The organism is Pseudomonas sp. KK4 (assembly GCF_001984065.1).
In the GTDB taxonomy this organism is placed as follows: domain Bacteria; phylum Pseudomonadota; class Gammaproteobacteria; order Pseudomonadales; family Pseudomonadaceae; genus Aquipseudomonas.
The window spans coordinates 66434-84654 of the sequence record NZ_LYVP01000015.1 but is presented as its reverse complement, the minus strand read 5'-3'; the positions used below and the strand labels follow the sequence as shown (position 1 = coordinate 84654).

Genomic DNA, 18221 nt, shown 5'->3' with positions numbered 1-18221 from the left:
CGTTTTGTGTGGGGTGGAAAATCGGACACGAAAAAAAACCGCGATGGACAGGATCCATGGCAGTGCAATAAAAAATAGTTGGAATCAGATAACGCGAGTGAGTACTCGCGGTTCGTTAAGGTGGTGCCCCCACCAGCCACACCCCGGCACACAATGTTCCCGCTGTGGCTGCTGCCTTCCGGCTCTGACCAGGTTCACGGGTAATCGTTGCGGGGGGACCGATGGGGTCACCATAACGACGCTCACCTGACGGCGAGCCGCGCCATTGTACCTATCTGTGACGAAGTTACAACCGTTCGCGCGGATTAAAAAAATTGAGGCCGTTCAAGGACATGCGCAGTGCTGAAAAGAACGTAACCGTCGGCCGCTTCTACAGGTCCTGCAGCACGTCATCCGCCCTGCCGCCCTCACGCTGGATCACCAGATGGATGAAGTGCAGCTTGGCGATCACCGCCGGCGGCAGCACAAAAGGATAGAAATCCGGCTGCCCCATGCTGCGCGACAGTTCGTTGAGCATGCCCGCCAGTTCGATCCAGGCGTTGACGAACGACAGGAACGCCGGGCCGCCGGGGTGTCGCGGATCGTAGAGGGTATCGAGCGGAAACGGCCGATAGTCGAAGTCCATTTCCCGGGCGCTCATGCCGAACCCCAGCGCCGTGTCCACCGCGTCCATCATGTGCAGGTAATGCGCCCAGGTTTCCGCCCAGTCTTCCCAGGGATGCATGGTGGCGTAGGCGCTGACGTAGCGTTGTTGCCAATCCAGCGGTGCGCCCTGCTGATAATGGCGCTCCAGCGCTTCGGCGTAACTGGCGCGCTCGTCGCCGAACAGACCGCGAAACGGCTCCAGCCACTCGCTGCTGGCGATCAGGCGGTCCCAATAGTAATGCCCGACTTCGTGACGAAAATGGCCGAGCAAGGTGCGATAGGGTTCGTGCATTTGCACCCGTATTTTTTCGCGGTGCGCGTCGTCGGCTTCCTTGATGTCGAGGGTGATCAGGCCGTTGGCGTGGCCGGTGGTGGGTGGGTTGCCTTCCAAATCTACGCCAATGAAATCGAAGGCCAGTCCGGATTCCTCATTGACGGTCTTGGGCGTGACTTGCAGACCGAGGCTGATCAACTGCGCGATCAGGCGCCGCTTGGCCGTTTCAACCTTGCCCCAACGCTCGTGGTTTTCAATGATCGACAGATCGGGGATGGTGCGATTGAGGCTGCAGGCGATGCACAAGGCATCCTGATCATTGGCCGGCAGCAACCAATTGCAGGCGGCGGGTGAATCGAGGTTGGCGCAACGACGGAACAGGCCGGCCCCTGGATCGGCATCGAGCGTCCAGGTGCCCGGCTGCGCACCCGGTTGCAACGAGGACAGCCGACTCAGCCCGGGCTGATAACCCAATGCGGCGGAACAGGCCAGGCACTGGCTATTGCGAAAGAACAGCGACTGCCCGCAGCGACAGGGCCAGACCTTGCTGTTGCGCGAACTTTCGCCGATGAAAGGCGCGGCGATGCGCGAGCTGAGCTGTTCGAAGAAGCGGTACATGGCGATCTCTCCCTGGGGCTTGCCAAGACTAGATCATTGCCCGGTCAAGATCGTTCCCACGCAGCGCGTGGGAACCATCAACTAGACGGATAGACCGTGAGTTTTCAGAAACTCGACGAACGCCTCTTCATCCAGCACCTTCAAGCCCAGCTCATTGGCCTTGGTCAGCTTCGAACCTGCCCCCGGCCCAGCCACTACGCAATGGGTCTTGGCCGATACGGAACCAGCGACCTTGGCCCCCAGGCTTTCGAGCTTGTCCTTGGCCACGTCGCGGCTCATCAGTTCCAGGGAACCGGTCAGCACCCAGGTCTGACCCGTGAGCGGCAGGCCTTCGACGGCTTTCTTTTCGCTGTGCCAGTGCATGCCGAAATCCGCCAATTGCCGTTCGGCCGCCAACGCCAGCGAGCGGTTCTCCTCGACGGCAAAAAACTCACGCACCGAACCGGCCTGTTTCTCCGGCAGCGTCTGGCGCATGTCCAGCCAGTCCGCATCGATCACCGCTTGCAGCGAACCGAACTTGTCGGCGAGCTTCTGCGCCCCGCCCGGCCCGACCGAAGGAATATGCAGCTTGTCGAGGAAGCCGCCCAAGGTGGTACTGGCGGCAAACTCGGCGCCCAGCTCACCCTGATCCTGAATCTGCAGGCCGTGCTTGAGCAGATCGGCGATCACCTGCTGGTTATGCGCATCCTCGAAGAAGCTATGGATCTCGTGCGCCACTTCCAGGCCGACATCCGGCAGGTAAGTCAGCACTTGCGGCAACGCCTTCTGCACTCGCTCCAACGAGCCCAGGGAGCGCGCCAGGACCTTGGCTGTCTCTTCGCCGACATCGGGAATGCCGAGGGCGTAGATGAAACGCGCCAGGCCAGGCTTCTTGCTGTCTTCAATGGCGCTGAGCAGGTTTTTGCTCGACAGTTCGGCAAAGCCTTCCAGCTCCACCACCTGCTCGAACGTCAGGGCGTACAGATCGGCCGGCGAACTCACCAGCCCCTCGTCCACCAGTTGCTCGACACTTTTCTCGCCCAGGCCTTCGATGTCCATCGCCCGACGGGAAACGAAGTGAATGATCGCCTGCTTGAGCTGCGCGCCACAGGCCAGTCGACCGACACAGCGGTACACCGCGCCCTCGCTGATGGTCTCGCGACCCTTGCTGCGCTTGATCAGTTGCGTGCGCTCGACATGGGAGCCGCACACCGGGCACTTCTCCGGGACCTGCACCGGGCGGGCGTTTTCCGGGCGACGTTCGGTGACCACTTGCACCACTTGCGGAATCACGTCGCCGGCGCGGCGGATGATCACAGTGTCGCCGATCATCAGGCCCAGCCGTGCCACTTCATCCATGTTGTGCAGGGTCGCATTGGCCACGGTAACCCCCGCGACCTTGACCGGCTTGAGGCGCGCCACTGGCGTAACGGCGCCGGTGCGCCCGACCTGAAACTCCACGTCGAGCAGTTCGGTGAGCTCTTCCATGGCCGGGAATTTATGGGCGATGGCCCAGCGTGGTTCGCGGGCGCGGAAACCCAGTTCGCGCTGGGAGGCAATGCTGTTGACCTTGAACACCACGCCGTCGATTTCATAGGGCAGTGCGTTGCGGCGCTCACCGATGTCACGGTAGTAATCCAGGCATTCATCGATGCCGTTCGCCAGCTTCAGCTCGTGGCTGATCGGCAGGCCCCAGACCTTGAGCTGTTGCAGATTGCCGATGTGGGTGTCGGCGATATCGGCCGATACCTGGCCGATGCCGTAGCAGCAGAACTCCAGCGGACGGTTGGCGGTGATCTTCGAATCCAGCTGTCGCAAGCTGCCGGCCGCCGCGTTGCGCGGGTTGGCGAAAGTCTTGCCGCCGACTTCCAGTTGCGTGGCGTTGAGCCGTTCGAAACCGGCCTTGGACATGAAGACCTCGCCGCGCACTTCCAGGGTCGCCGGCCAGCCGGTGCCATGCAGTTTGAGGGGGATGTTGCGTACGGTACGCACGTTGACGCTGATGTCCTCGCCGGTGGTGCCGTCGCCTCGCGTTGCGCCGCGCACCAGTACGCCGTCCTGATACAGCAGGCTGACCGCCAGGCCATCGAGCTTGGGCTCGCAACTGTATTGCACGGCCGCACCGCCACCGAACAGATCACCGACCGGCAGATCCAGGCCTTCGGTGACGCGTCGGTCGAACTCGCGCATGTCGGTTTCTTCGAAGGCGTTGCCGAGGCTGAGCATCGGCACTTCGTGACGTACCTGCGTGAAGGCCGACAACGCCGCACTGCCGACGCGCTGGGTTGGTGAATCGCTGGTGATCAGCTCGGGATTGGCAGCTTCGAGGGCCTTGAGCTCGTGGAACAACCGATCGTACTCGGCGTCCGGAATGCTCGGCTCGTCCAGCACGTGATAGCGATAGTTGTGCAGATCCAGCTCGGCACGCAGCTCTAGAATGCGGGTTTTGGCGGCGGTCATGGGTGTTCTCTCATAAAGCAAAAGAGCAGCCGAGGCTGCTCAATCTGTACAAACCATTACAGGCGCCAGGCTTGCCGACGAAGGCGTATTCGAATCCGCCTTCGCCGACATGCCTGGCGCCTGCCGTTCAGCGTTTCTGGGTCAGGGCACGACGCTCGAATTCGACGATGCGCTGACGGTAATGCTCGATGGTCTGCGCGGTCAGTACGCTGCGCTGATCGTCCTTCAGTTCGCCGTTGAGCTCCTGGGACAGTTTGCGCGCCGCCGCCACCATCACGTCGAAGGCCTGCTTCGGATGACGCGGGCCTGGCAGACCGAGGAAGAAGCTCACTGCCGGGGTGCTGAAGTGGTCGATGTCGTCCAGGTCGAAGACCCCTGGCTTGACCGCGTTGGCCATGGAGAACAGTACTTCGCCGTTACCCGCCATGCTTTCGTGGCGGTGGAAGATGTCCATCTCGCCAAAGCGCAGGCCGCTTTCCAGGATATTCTGCAACAGAGCCGGCCCCTTGAAACCAGCGGCATCGCGGCAGATCACGCTGATCACCAGTACTTCTTCGGCTTGCGGCTGATCTTTTTCGCTGACCGAAGGCGAAGCCTTGGTGTCTTCGACGAAATCGTCATCGCGACTGCTGAAGCTCGGGCCGCCGTCCAGATCGAGACTCAGGTTCATATCGCCCTGAGCGGGCTCGCCACCACGCTTGCCACGCTTGGAACCCGACTCACGGGGCTCACGGGCCGGCATGCTCACCGACGGCAGATCCTGCTCATCCAGTTGCGGCTCTTTGTGATTGTCCAGGACGCGGGACGGGCCCAACAGCTCGGCGCTGGTGTCCTCGTCCGGCAGGTTGGACAGACTTCGGTCAAGACGGAACTTCAGTTTTCCCTTGCCGCCGCGCATACGGCGCCAGCCATCGAAAAGAATACCGGCAATGACAATGATGCCGATGACGATCAGCCACTCGCGCAGACCGATTTCCATGTAATCCCGTGCCTCTATAAAAAATGCTGAAAAATAAGGGGTTTACAACCTGTAAACCGCTTTAAAACGTGGCGCCAACTCTATGTTCTGACAGGCGTTTTGCCCACGTATACGAAAAATTGACATTAAACTAGCACGATCAAAGGCTTCGCAGCTACAAGCTTTGAGCCCCAAGCCGCAAGCCACGCCACTTGCCGCTGGAGGCGTGCAACTTGCAGCCCGCCGCTAGGCGTCCACCATCGCCATCGCCTCCTCGACATCCACCGCCACCAGGCGCGAACAACCGGGCTCGTGCATCGTGACCCCCATCAGTTGATCGGCCATTTCCATGGCGATCTTGTTGTGGGTGATATAGATGAACTGCACCGACTGCGACATCTCCTTGACCAGCCGCGCGTAGCGTCCAACGTTAGCGTCATCCAGCGGCGCGTCAACCTCGTCGAGCATGCAGAACGGCGCCGGGTTCAACTTGAAGATGGCAAAAACCAGGGCCAGTGCGGTCAGGGCTTTTTCGCCGCCGGAGAGCAAATGGATGGTGCTGTTCTTCTTTCCGGGCGGTTGCGCCATGATCGTCACCCCTGTATCGAGTAGATCTTCGCCCGTCAGTTCCAAATAGGCGCGGCCACCACCGAAAACTTTTGGGAAAAGCGCCTGTAAACCGCCGTTGATCTGATCAAAGGTATCCTTGAAACGGTTGCGCGTTTCCTTGTCGATCTTGCGAATCACGTTTTCCAGCGTGTCCAGCGCTTCGACCAGGTCGGCGTCCTGGGCATCCAGGTAACGTTTACGCTCCGATTGTTGCTGGTATTCGTCGATGGCCGCCAGGTTGATCGCCCCCAGGCGTGCAATCCTCGCGGCAATACGTTCGAGTTCTTCTTCGGCAGCCTTTTCGCTGGCCTCGTCGGTCAGCGTGGCGAGCACGCCGTGCAGGTCGTAACCGTCTTCGAGCAACTGGTCCTGCAACGCCTTGCGCCGCACGGTCAGGGCCTGCCATTCCATGCGTTGCTGTTCGAGCTGGCCACGGATCATCTGCGATTGCTGCTCGGCCTGGGTCCGACGTTTCTCGGCGTCGCGCAATTCGCGGTCGGCGTCTTCCATGGCGATCTGCGCGGTCTTGAGTTCTTCGTCCACGGTCATGCGCTTGTCCAGCAACTCTTCGAGCTTCAGGCGCAGCTCTTCCAGCGGCGCCTCGCCCTCCTCCAGATTGAGGCTCAGTTGCTCGCGCTTTTCGGTCAGGCGTTCGGACTGCATTTCCAGACGCTCCAGCGCCTGGCGCGTGGAATCGTGCTGCGCTTTCAGCGAGCCCAGGCGCACCGCCAGTTGATGGGCGTGATCCTTGTGCTGACGCGCTTCCTGACGCACCCGGTCGAGGCGTTCGCGCAGGCTGTCGCGCTGGGCCAGCAGCAGTTCACGCTGCTCGGTGTCCAGCGCCATGCTGTCCAGAGCTTCCTGCAACTGCAGGCGCGCTTCACCGATGTTTTCGTGCTCCAGCTCGCGCTGCTCGGTCAACTCCGCGATCTCTTCATCGAGACGGGTACGGCGCAGGGTCAATTGTTCGGCCTTGGCTTTGCCGGCCGACAACTGGGCCTTCAACTCACCTTGCTGACGGGCCTCGTCTTGCAGCAATCTGCGCAAATGCTCACGGCCGTTTTCCTGCTGACGCTGTTGCGCCCGCAGGTTCTGCAACTGGGTTTCCAGGTTTTCGACACTGGCTTCAAGCGCTTCGCGATCCAGGCTCAGTTGCTGGATTTCCTGACCACGGGCCAGCACGCCACTTTCCGCTTCACTGGCCCGACGCACCCGCAGGAAATGCCGGCCAACCCAGTAACCGTCGCGACTGATCAGGCTTTGCCCGGCGGCCAGTTGACCGCGCAAGGCCAGGGCCTGTTCCAGGCTGTCGACGGGTTTGACCTGGCCCAGCCAAGGTGACAGATCGATCTGCGCCTCGACCTTTTCCAGCAGGCTGCCCGGCACCCGCACGCCATCGCTGGCCGGGCTGAGCAGCCGCAGGTCGCCCTGGGCGAACCCGGACAAATCGAAATCGTTGAAATCATCCACCAGCACCGCTTGCAGATCGGCGCCCAACACGGTTTCCACCGCCAGCTCCCAACCGGCCTCGACCTTCAGTCCTTCGGCCAGGCGCGGGCGATCCGCCAGGTGTTGTTCACGCAGCCATTCGGCGGCGCCGGTGCCGGGGTCGAGGGCGGCCTGTTGCAGGGCCTCCAGCGAGGCCAGCCGACCATTGAGTCGTTGCAGCTCGCCCTGGGCCTGTTGTTGTGCGGTGAGCGCTTGCTGCAATTGCTGGCGAATTTGCTCAAGTTTTTCGACCTGGGCTTCTTCACTGGTCTGCAGATCTTCAAGGGTCGCCTCGGATTCAGCCAGTTGCTCACTGAGCTCCATGATCGCCAGGTCTTCCGGGTCCGTCGACAGCAAGGCGCGCTCTTCGCCCAAGCGTTTCTGGCGATCGGCCAGACGCTCCAGACTGGTTTCCAGCTGCTGGATGCGCGACTGCTGCACTTCGGCCTGACGCCGCGGTTCGGCGGCGGTCAGGTTGAACGCGTCCCACTGTTCCTGCCAGCCGTGCATGGTGGTTTCGGATTCCTCCAGCGCAGCGGCGGCCTCTTCGGCGGCGGCGCTGGTGACTTCCTGCTCGGGGGTGAGCATGTCCAGCTCTTCGCCCAGGGTCAGCAGCAAGGTGCGGTCATGGCCCAGGTGCGACTCGGTTTCCAGGCGCGCGCGCTCGGCTTCCTTCAAGTCGTCCTGCAACTGACGCAAGCGCTGCTGCCCGTGCTGGATGCTCTGCTCGACCCGGGCGATGTCACCGCCCACCGAATAGAAGCGCCCCTGCACCAGATTGAAGCGCTCGGACAGGTCATGGTGCCCGTCGCGCAGGCGTTCGATGCTGGCGTCGGCATTGCGCTGTTCGGCCACCAGGGCTTCGAAGCTGATTTCCTGGGTGCCGATGATCGCTTCGCGCTGGCCGACCTGATCGTTGAGGTCCTGCCAGCGCAAGGCCGACAGTTGCGCCTTGAGCTGACGCTCCTCGCCTTTGTACTCCTGATATTTCTTCGCCGCTTCGGCCTGGCGATGCAGACGTTCGAGTTGCCGTTCGAGCTCTTCGCGCAGGTCGGTCAGGCGCGCGAGGTTTTCGTGGGTGCGACGGATGCGGTTTTCGGTCTCGCGCCGGCGCTCCTTGTATTTGGAAATGCCCGCGGCTTCTTCAATAAAGTTGCGCAGGTCTTCGGGCTTGGACTCGATCAGCTTGGAGATCATCCCCTGCTCGATGATCGAATAGCTGCGCGGCCCCAGGCCGGTACCGAGGAAGATATCGGTGATGTCGCGACGCCGGCATTTGGTGCCGTTGAGGTAATAGGTGGTCTGGCTGTCGCGGGTCACTTTGCGGCGAATGGAGATCTCCGCGTAGGCGGCGTATTCACCGAGCAGCGTGCCGTCGGAGTTGTCGAACACCAGTTCGATGCTGGCCTGGCTGACCGGTTTGCGGCTGGTGGAGCCGTTGAAGATGACGTCGGTCATCGACTCGCCGCGCAGGTTCTTGGCCGAGCTTTCGCCCATCACCCAGCGCACGGCGTCGATGATGTTCGATTTGCCGCAGCCATTGGGCCCGACCACCGCCGCCATGTTGCTGGGGAAGTTCACCGTGGTCGGATCGACGAAGGATTTGAACCCCGCCAGCTTGATGCACTTGAGCCGCACCCGTTAAGCGTCCGTCAGGGCGGAGATCACCAGATCGCAGCTGCGCTGGCCATAGGCCGTCAGCACTTCGCGGATCTGTGGAAAGTCACGGGCGATGACGGCGGCAAGCAGGCGTTCGAACAGCTCCAGGTATTCGCTCATCGACGCCTTGCGTTGATCCAGTGCCAGGAAATACGCACGGCTCATGGCCGGTTGCAGGTTCTCGACGGTTTCCTGCAGGTACGGATTGTCGGCGAACGGATAGGTGGCGCGCATCACGTTGAAACTGTCGTCGACGAAGGTGTGGATATCCTGGCGCTCATAGCTGGCGGTCAGGCGCTGCTGGATCTGCACGAACGGCGCCAGGTCCGTCTTGACCTTCCAGCCCGTGGCCACGGCGTTGGCCAGCAGGATGTACATCTCGCCCATCAGCGTGCACAGGCTCTGCACCTTGTGCGCGGTGAGTTCGGTCACGTGGGCGCCACGGCGCGGCAGGATGGCGATCAGGTGACGGCGTTCGAGGATCAGCAAGGCCTCACGGACCGAACCGCGGCTGACGTCGAGCGCCTGCGTGACCTTCAGCTCCTGGATGCGCTCCCCGGGCTTCATTTCGCCGCGAATGATGCGTTCGGCGAGGTGGTGAGCGATTTGCTCGGCGAGGCTGTCCGGCGCCTTGAACGTCATGGTTGTCCCTTCAAACTCTTCGATCTGCACAGGCGGCGCAGTGTAGCGCAATTGATACCTCATGGCGGAGTGCCTGCCCGGTGGTTTTTGGCACGATTCAAGCAAAAAGCAGGCTAACCCATGCGGGTCAATACTGTAGGAAACGAGTCGTTGATCGACAAAGTGGTTTTTCCTGACCTTTAAGTCAGAAAATCATTGACCGAAAAGTCAGACCTGCTAAATTCGGTCACATCGGTTAACAACAATAATGAGTCTGCGAGGCCTTCCGTGATCCAGTTTTTACTAAACCAGGAACTCCGTAGCGAGCACGCCCTGGACCCGAACCTGACCGTGCTCAATTATCTGCGCGACCATGTGGGCAAACCCGGAACCAAAGAAGGCTGCGCCAGCGGCGACTGCGGTGCGTGCACCGTGGTGGTCGGCGAATTGCAGACCGATGCCGCCGGCCGCGAACACATTCGCTACCGCAGCCTCAATTCCTGCCTGACGTTCGTGTCGTCCCTGCACGGCAAGCAACTGATCAGCGTCGAAGACCTCAAGCACCAGGGCGAACTGCACAGCGTGCAAAAGGCCATGGTCGAGTGCCACGGCTCGCAGTGCGGCTTCTGCACCCCGGGTTTCGTGATGTCGCTGTTCGCCCTGCAAAAGAACAGCGACGCGCCGGATCACCACAAGGCCCACGAAGCCCTGGCCGGCAACCTGTGCCGCTGCACCGGCTACCGGCCGATCCTCCAAGCCGCCGAGCAGTCGTGCTGCGGCAAAAAACCGGACCAATTCGATGCCCGGGAAACCGAGACCATCGCCCGCCTCAAGGCCATCGCTCCCACCGATATCGGCGAACTCAACAGCGGCGACAAACGCTGCCTGGTGCCGTTGACCGTGGCCGACCTGGCCGATCTGTATGACGCCTATCCGCAAGCGCGCCTGCTGGCCGGCGGCACCGACCTGGCGCTTGAAGTGACGCAGTTCCATCGCACCCTGCCGGTGATGATCTACGTCGGCAACGTCGCCGAAATGAAGCGCATCGAGCACTTTGACGATCGCCTGGAAATCGGCGCTGCCACCGCCCTCTCCGATTGCTACGAGGCCCTGAAGGCTGAGTACCCGGACTTCGGCGAACTGCTGCAGCGCTTCGCCTCCCTGCAGATCCGCAACCAGGGCACCCTGGGCGGCAACATCGGCAACGCCTCGCCGATCGGTGATTCGCCACCGCTGCTGATCGCCCTGGGCGCGCAGATCGTCCTGTGCAAGGGCGAGACCCGCCGCACCCTGGCCCTGGAAGACTATTTCATCGATTACCGCGTCACCGCGCGCCAGGAAAGCGAGTTCATCGAGAAGATCATCGTGCCCCGCGCCAGTGCCGAACAATTGTTCCGTGCCTACAAAGTCTCCAAGCGTCTTGACGATGACATCTCCGCCGTCTGCGCGGCCTTCAACATCCGCTTGGAAAACGGCGTGATCGCTGACGCCCGCGTAGCCTTCGGCGGCATGGCGGCGATCCCGAAACGGGCCAACGCCTGCGAAACCGTGCTGCGCCATGCGCCGTTCAACACGGCGACGCTGGAGCGCGCCTGCGCCGCCCTGGCCGAAGACTTCACGCCGCTGTCGGACTTCCGCGCCAGCAAGGAATACCGCCTGCTCAGCGCGCAGAACCTGCTGCGCAAATACTTCATCGAACTGCAAACGCCGCACATCGAGACCCGGGTGACCGCTTATGTCTAATCATCACGCCGTAGAGAAGACCCAGGCCGAACTGGCTGAACTGTTCGCCAAGGACCTGACCACCGGTGTCGGCCGCAGCGTCAAGCACGACAGCGCCGCCAAGCATGTGTCCGGTGAAGCGCAGTACATCGACGATCGCCTGGAATTCCCCAATCAGTTGCACGTGTACGCACGCCTGTCGGACCGCGCCCACGCCAGAATCATCCGCATCGATACCTCGCCGTGCTATGCCTTCGAAGGTGTGCGCATCGCCATCACCCACGAAGACGTGCCGGGCCTGAAGGACATCGGGCCGTTGTTGCCCGGCGATCCGCTGTTGGCGATCGACACCGTGCAATTCGTCGGTCAACCGGTGGTGGCGGTCGCTGCAAAAGACCTGGAAACCGCTCGCAAGGCCGCGATGGCCGCGATCATCGAATACGAAGATCTGGAGCCGGTGCTGGACGTGGTCGAAGCGTTGCGCAAACGCCATTTCGTACTCGACAGCCATACCCACCAGCGCGGCGATTCGGCCGGGGCACTGGCCACTGCCGAACACCGCATCCAGGGCACGCTGCACATCGGCGGCCAGGAACACTTCTATCTGGAAACCCAGATCTCATCGGTCATGCCCACCGAAGATGGCGGCATGATCGTCTACTGCTCCACGCAGAACCCCACCGAAGTGCAGAAACTGGTGGCCGAAGTGCTGGACGTGTCGATGAACAAGATCGTCGTCGACATGCGCCGCATGGGCGGTGGTTTCGGTGGCAAGGAAACCCAGGCGGCGAGCCCGGCCTGCCTGTGCGCGGTGATCGCGCACCTGACCGGCCAACCGACCAAGATGCGCCTGCCGCGGGTCGAAGACATGCTGATGACCGGCAAGCGTCACCCGTTCTATGTCGAGTACGACGTCGGCTTCGACAGCACTGGTCGCCTGCACGGCATTGCCCTGGAACTGGCCGGCAACTGCGGCTGCTCGCCGGACCTGTCGGCGTCCATCGTCGACCGGGCGATGTTTCACTCGGACAACTCCTACTACCTGGGCGACGCGACCATCAACGGTCACCGCTGCAAGACCAACACCGCGTCCAACACGGCTTATCGCGGCTTCGGCGGCCCGCAGGGCATGGTCGCCATCGAAGAGGTGATGGACGCCATCGCCCGCCATCTGGCCCTCGACCCGCTGGCGGTGCGCAAGGCCAACTACTACGGCAAGACCGAGCGCAACGTCACCCACTACTACCAGACCGTCGAGCACAACATGCTCGAGGAAATGACCGCGGAACTGGAAGAAAGCAGCCAGTACGCCGAGCGCCGCGAAGCGATCCGCCGCTACAACGCCAACAGCCCGATCCTCAAAAAGGGCCTGGCGCTGACCCCGGTGAAATTCGGCATTTCCTTCACCGCCAGCTTCCTCAACCAGGCCGGTGCTCTCGTGCACGTGTACACCGACGGCAGCATCCACTTGAACCATGGCGGCACCGAAATGGGCCAGGGCCTGAACACCAAGGTCGCGCAGGTGGTGGCCGAAGTGTTTCAGGTGGAAATGGACCGTGTGCAGATCACTGCGACCAACACCGACAAAGTGCCCAACACTTCACCTACCGCAGCCTCCAGTGGTGCCGACCTCAACGGCAAGGCCGCACAGAACGCCGCCGAAACCATCAAGCAGCGGTTGGTGGAGTTTGCAGCGCGCCAGTACAAGGTCAGCGAAGAAGACGTGGAATTCCACAACGGCCACGTGCGGGTTCGCGATCACATCCTGACCTTCGAAGCGCTGATCCAGCAGGCGTATTTCGCTCAGGTGTCGCTGTCGAGCACAGGCTTCTACAAAACCCCGAAAATCTACTACGACCGCAGCCAGGCCCGTGGCCGTCCGTTCTATTACTTCGCCTTTGGCGCGGCGTGCTGCGAAGTGCTGGTCGACACCCTGACCGGCGAATACAAAATGCTGCGCACCGACATCCTGCACGACGTCGGCGCCTCGCTGAACCCGGCCATCGACATCGGCCAGGTCGAGGGCGGGTTCATCCAGGGCATGGGCTGGCTGACCATGGAAGAACTGGTGTGGAACAACAAGGGCAAGCTGATGACCAACGGCCCCGCCAGCTACAAGATCCCGGCCGTGGCGGACATGCCGTTGGACCTGCGGGTGAAGCTGGTGGAAAACCGCAAGAACCCGGAAGACACGGTATTCCACTCCAAGGCCGTGGGCGAACCCCCGTTCATGCTCGGCATCGCCGCGTGGTGCGCGATCAAGGACGCCGTGGCCAGCCTGGGTGATTACCGGCATCAGCCGAAAATCGACGCACCGGCGACCCCGGAGCGGGTGTTGTGGGGGTGTGAGCAGATGCGTCAGTTGAAGGTCGCCAAGGCAGTTGAGCCTGAGACCGAGTTGGCTCCGCTCTGAAACCGAGGCGCGGCCTTCGCGAGCAAGCCCGCTCCCACATTTGCAATGCAATACCCTGTGGGAGCGGGCTTGCTCGCGAAGAGGCCCGAACAGACAACAAAGATGTCGAGGTGAACATGTACAACTGGATCGACGCCCTCGCCGACCTGCAAAACCGCAGCGAACCCTGCGTGTTGGTGACCATCATCGAAGAGCTCGGCTCGACCCCGCGCAATGCCGGTTCGAAGATGGTAATCAGCGCCAAACAGACCTTCGACACCATCGGTGGCGGGCATCTGGAATACAAGGCCATGCAGATCGCCCGGGACATGCTCGCCAGCGGCAAGCAGGACACCCATCTGGAGCGCTTCAGCCTCGGCGCCAGCCTGGGCCAGTGCTGCGGCGGTGCGACAGTGTTGCTGTTCGAACCGATGGGCCAGGTCCAGGCGCAGATCGCCGTGTTCGGCGCCGGCCATGTCGGCCGCGCACTGGTGCCGCTGCTGGCCAGCCTGCCCTGCCGGGTGCGCTGGATCGACTCGCGGGAGGACGAGTTCCCTGAACAGATCCCCCACGGCGTACGCAAGATCGTCAGCGAAGAACCGGTGGATGAAATCGACGACCTGCCCGCCGGCAGCTACTGCATCGTCATGACCCATAACCATCAACTGGACCTGGAACTCACCGCCGCGATCCTCAAGCGCAACGATTTTGCCTACTTCGGCCTGATCGGCTCGAAAACCAAGCGCGTGAAGTTCGAACACCGCCTGCGCGATCGCGGTTTCGACGCCAGCGTGGTGCAACGCATGCGCTGCCCCATGGGCATCGGCGAAGTCAAAGGAAAGTTGCCGGTGGAAATCGCCATCTCCATCGCCGGTGAAATCATCGCCACCTATAACGCCAATTTCGGCCAGCAAACCTCCAGTGCCGAACCGATTGCCAAACTGCTGCCTGTTTCGCGTCGCAGCCAAACCGCCTTGAAAGCGTCGAACTGACTTTTTAACTAGAGAACCCCCATGCCTCTGACTCGCAAAGCCTACCGCGCCGCCATCCTGCACAGCATCGCCGACCCCGCCGAAGTGGGGATCGAAGCCTCCTATGAGTATTTCGAGGACGGTCTGCTGGTGGTCGACAACGGCAAGATCAGCGCCCTCGGCCACGCCAGTGAACTGCTGCCGACCCTGCCGGCCGATATCGAGATCACCCATTATCAGGACGCGTTGATCACCCCGGGCTTCATCGACACCCACATCCACCTGCCGCAGACCGGCATGGTCGGCGCCTACGGCGAGCAACTGCTGGACTGGCTCAACACCTACACCTTCCCGTGCGAGAGCCAGTTCGCCGACAAGGCCCATGCCGACGAAGTGGCGGACATTTTCATCAAGGAACTGCTGCGCAACGGCACCACCACCGCCCTGGTGTTCGGCAGCGTGCACCCGCAGTCGGTGAACTCGTTCTTCGAGGCCGCCGAGCAACTGGACCTGCGGATGATCGCCGGCAAGGTGATGATGGACCGCAACGCCCCGGACTACCTGACCGACACCGCCGAATCCAGCTACGTCGAAAGCAAGGCGCTGATCGAGCGCTGGCACGGCAAGGGCCGCCTGCACTATGCAGTCACCCCGCGCTTCGCCCCCACCAGCACCCCGGAACAACTGACCCTGGCCGGGCAGTTGCTCAGTGAATACCCGGATCTGTACATGCAGACCCACATCAGCGAAAACCTCAAGGAAGTCGAGTGGGTCAAGGCGCTGTTCCCGGAGCGCAAGGGTTACCTGGACGTCTACGACCACTATCAACTGCTGGGCGAGCGCTCGGTGTTCGCCCACGGCGTGCACCTGTGCGACGACGAGTGCGCGCGCCTGGCAGAGACCGGTTCGGCGATCGCCTTCTGCCCGACCTCGAACTTCTTCCTCGGCAGCGGCCTGTTCAACCTGCCGATGGCCGAAAAGCACAAGCTGAATGTGGGCTTGGGTACGGACGTCGGCGGTGGCACCAGTTTCTCGCTGCTGCAAACGCTGAACGAGGCGTACAAGGTCATGCAATTGCAAGGCGCGCGCCTGAGCCCATTCAAGTCGCTGTACCTGGCCACTCTGGGCGGCGCCCGTGCGCTGCGCCTGGAAGACAAGATCGGCAACCTGCAACCGGGCACCGACGCCGACTTCCTGGTGCTGGACTACAACGCCACGCCGCTGCTGGGTTACCGCTTGAAGCAGGCCAACAACATTGCCGAGACGTTGTTCGTGTTGATGACGCTGGGGGATGACCGGACGGTGCTGCAGACCTATGCGGCGGGGAACCTGGTGCATCAGCGTTAAGGTTTTCCGAGCATAAAAAATCCCCCGCAGCGTTGCCGCCCGGGGGATTTTTGTTGTCTGCTCTGTCGCCTTCGCGAGCAAGCCCGCTCCCACATTGGATTGGTGTCGAATACACATCCAATGTGGGAGCGGGCTTGCTCGCGAAGGGAGCGACTCGGTTTGATCTACAGCTTGGCGCTCGAACGCCCCGGCTTCTTGGTCTGCAACAGATGCGAGAACACCGCATGCAAATCATCCGACGCACTTTCCTCGTCGAGGTTGAGCTTGCTGTCGATGTGGTCCATGTGATGCATCATCAAATCCACCGCCAGCTCACCGTTGCGCGCTTCGATCGCGTCGATCAGCTGGGTGTGCTCGTCATAGGAGCAATGCGAGCGGTTGCCGCTTTCGTACTGGGCGATGATCAGCGAGGTCTGCGACACCAGGCTGCGCTGGAAGCTGATCAGCGGTGCATTCTTCGCCGCTTCCGCCAGCTTGAGGTGGAATTCGCCCGACAGACGGATACCGGCACCACGGTCGCCCCGGGAGAAGCTGTCGCGTTCGTCGTTGACCATCTGGCGCAACTCGGCGATCTGCTCGGCGGTGGCGTGCTGCACGGCCAGCTCCGTGATCGCCCGCTCCACCAGCCGCCGGGCCATGAACACCTGGCGCGCCTCTTCGACGCTCGGGCTGGCAACCACCGCGCCGCGGTTGGGCCGCAGCAGCACCACGCCTTCATGGGCCAGGCGCGACAGCGCACGGCGAATGATGGTGCGGCTGACCCCGAAAATCTCCCCCAGCGCTTCTTCGCTCAACTTGGTGCCGGGCGCCAGACGCTGTTCGAGGATGGCCTCGAAGATATGCGCGTAGACAATATCGTCCTGGGTACCGCTGCGGCCGGCTTTGCCTGCTCGCGGTTGTTTCTTGAGGGGCTGCAACTGTTCGTTCATGGGCACTCGAGTCGGGAGAACTGCGGCGAATTGACCGTGACTGTAATACGGCACAGTGGGTCGCTGGCAAGTATCGCGTAAAAAACACTGCGATTGTACACAATGGTTAGTGTCAACACGACTGTACGGCTGTTTGTCACTTCCGCTGTATGGCAACAATCGCTCAGCTTTGAGTTTAGGCTTTAACCAGGAATCCGCAGACAGAACATTCCCTGTTGGAGCGGGCTTGCTCGCGAAGGCGGTGCGTCAATCGACATCGGCCTTTACTGAAACACCGCCTTCGCGAGCAAGCCCGCTCCCACAGGGGAATGCGTCGATTCGGACACCTTTTTCAGAACCAAGGAACACCATCGTCATGAACGACGCCACCCACACGCAGCTCCGTCCATGGGCCGACACCTCGCCTTCGGCCATCGTCGCCGGCTTCATCGCCATGATGACCGGCTACACCAGCTCCCTGGTCCTGATGTTCCAGGCCGGGCAAGCGGCGGGCCTGACCAGCGGGCAGATTTCGTCGTGGATCTGGGCGATCTCCATCGGCATGGCGGTGTGTTCGATCGGCCTGTCGTTGCGCTATCGCACGCCCATCACCATCGCCTGGTCGACCCCGGGTGCGGCGTTGTTGATCACCAGCCTGGGTGGCGTGAGTTACGGCGAAGCCATCGGCGCCTATATCACCTGCGCGGTGCTGGTGACGATCTGCGGGCTGACCGGCAGCTTCGAACGCCTGGTGAAAAAGATCCCTGCTTCCCTGGCGGCCGCACTGTTGGCGGGCATCCTGTTCAAGATCGGCAGCGAAATCTTCGTCGCCGCCCAGCATCGCACCGCCCTTGTACTGGGCATGTTCTTCACCTACCTGGTGGTCAAGCGCCTGTCGCCGCGCTATGCGGTGCTGGCCGCCCTGTTGATCGGCACGGCGCTGTCGGGGTTCATGGGGCTGCTGGACTTCGGCGGTTTTCATCTGGAAGTGGCCACGCCGGTCTGGACCACCCCGCACTTCTCCCTGGCCGCCACCATCAGCATCGGCATCCCGTTGTTCGTGGTGGCAATGACCTCGCAGAACATGCCGGGCATCGCCGTGCTGCGCGCCGACGGCTACAACGTGCCGGCCTCGCCGCTGATCACCACCACCGGCATCGCTTCGCTGCTGCTGGCGCCGTTCGGCTCCCACGGGATCAACCTGGCCGCCATCAGCGCGGCGATCTGCACCGGGCCCCATGCCCACGAGGATCGCAACAAACGCTACACGGCAGCCGTCTGGTGCGGGATTTTCTACGGCATCGCCGGGGTGTTCGGCGCGACGCTGGCGGCGCTGTTTGCCGCGCTGCCAAAAGAACTGGTGCTGTCGATTGCCGCGCTGGCGCTGTTCGGCTCGATCATCAACGGCCTGAGCATTGCCATGAGCGAAGCGAAGGAGCGTGAAGCGGCGCTGATCACCTTCATGGTCACGGCCTCGGGGCTGACGCTGTTTTCCATCGGTTCGGCATTCTGGGGAATCGTGGCGGGGGTGGTCACCCTGATGATCCTGAATTGGCGCAAAGCCTGAGGA

11 protein-coding genes and 1 other RNA gene are annotated in these 18221 nt (G+C 62.0%); 5 read left to right on the top strand and 7 right to left on the bottom strand.

All coding sequences use genetic code 11. The features are described 5' to 3' along the window. Nucleotides 1-127: 127 nt before the first annotated feature. From ffs to B0W55_RS08330, 6 genes are all read right to left on the bottom strand, one after another. Nucleotides 128-224: signal recognition particle sRNA small type (gene ffs, locus B0W55_RS08355), an RNA gene on the bottom strand. Nucleotides 225-370: 146 nt separating this feature from the next. Next, on the bottom strand, nt 371-1537 hold the full coding sequence (locus B0W55_RS08350; RefSeq protein ID WP_077045532.1) for a putative zinc-binding metallopeptidase: 1167 nt from the start codon (nt 1535-1537) through the stop codon (nt 371-373). Between the two features lie 81 nt (nt 1538-1618). Beyond that, a complete protein-coding gene (gene ligA, locus B0W55_RS08345) occupies nt 1619-3976 on the bottom strand; it encodes an NAD-dependent DNA ligase LigA (protein ID WP_077045531.1) in 2358 nt (785 codons plus the stop codon). Between the two features lie 127 nt (nt 3977-4103). Further along, a complete protein-coding gene (gene zipA, locus B0W55_RS08340) occupies nt 4104-4955 on the bottom strand; it encodes a cell division protein ZipA (protein ID WP_077045530.1) in 852 nt (283 codons plus the stop codon). Nucleotides 4956-5180: 225 nt separating this feature from the next. Beyond that, on the bottom strand, nt 5181-8669 hold the full coding sequence (gene smc, locus B0W55_RS08335) for a chromosome segregation protein SMC (protein ID WP_077045529.1): 3489 nt from the start codon (nt 8667-8669) through the stop codon (nt 5181-5183). Between the two features lie 3 nt (nt 8670-8672). Further along, on the bottom strand, nt 8673-9332 hold the full coding sequence (locus tag B0W55_RS08330; RefSeq protein WP_077045536.1) for a GntR family transcriptional regulator: 660 nt from the start codon (nt 9330-9332) through the stop codon (nt 8673-8675). Between the two features lie 267 nt (nt 9333-9599). Between B0W55_RS08330 and xdhA the strand changes: the two genes are divergently transcribed. From xdhA to guaD, 4 genes are all read left to right on the top strand, one after another. Continuing rightward, the gene (xdhA, locus tag B0W55_RS08325; protein WP_077045528.1) at nt 9600-11054 is read left to right on the top strand and encodes a xanthine dehydrogenase small subunit; all 1455 of its coding nucleotides are present in this window, start codon (nt 9600-9602) and stop codon (nt 11052-11054) included. Next, nucleotides 11047-13446 carry a xanthine dehydrogenase molybdopterin binding subunit gene (gene xdhB / locus B0W55_RS08320; protein WP_077045527.1) on the top strand — a complete coding sequence of 800 codons (2400 nt, stop codon included), beginning with the start codon at nt 11047-11049 and terminating at the stop codon, nt 13444-13446. Before xdhA ends, xdhB begins: the two co-directional genes overlap by 8 nt. 116 nt (nt 13447-13562) lie before the next feature. Continuing rightward, on the top strand, nt 13563-14417 hold the full coding sequence (gene xdhC, locus B0W55_RS08315; protein WP_077045526.1) for a xanthine dehydrogenase accessory protein XdhC: 855 nt from the start codon (nt 13563-13565) through the stop codon (nt 14415-14417). A 21-nt stretch (nt 14418-14438) separates the two neighbouring features. After that, nucleotides 14439-15743, top strand: coding sequence for a guanine deaminase (guaD, locus tag B0W55_RS08310; RefSeq protein ID WP_077045525.1), 1305 nt, complete (start codon nt 14439-14441; stop codon nt 15741-15743). 164 nt (nt 15744-15907) lie between these two features. Here the strand turns inward: guaD and B0W55_RS08305 are convergent, their stop codons facing one another. Then, entirely contained in the window at nt 15908-16672 is a 765-nt protein-coding gene (locus B0W55_RS08305) for a GntR family transcriptional regulator (protein WP_077045524.1), read from the bottom strand. 355 nt (nt 16673-17027) lie between these two features. Here B0W55_RS08305 and B0W55_RS08300 point away from each other — a divergent pair, with 355 nt between their 5' ends. Continuing rightward, the gene (locus tag B0W55_RS08300; RefSeq protein ID WP_077045523.1) at nt 17028-18218 is read left to right on the top strand and encodes a benzoate/H(+) symporter BenE family transporter; all 1191 of its coding nucleotides are present in this window, start codon (nt 17028-17030) and stop codon (nt 18216-18218) included. Nucleotides 18219-18221: the final 3 nt, after the last annotated feature.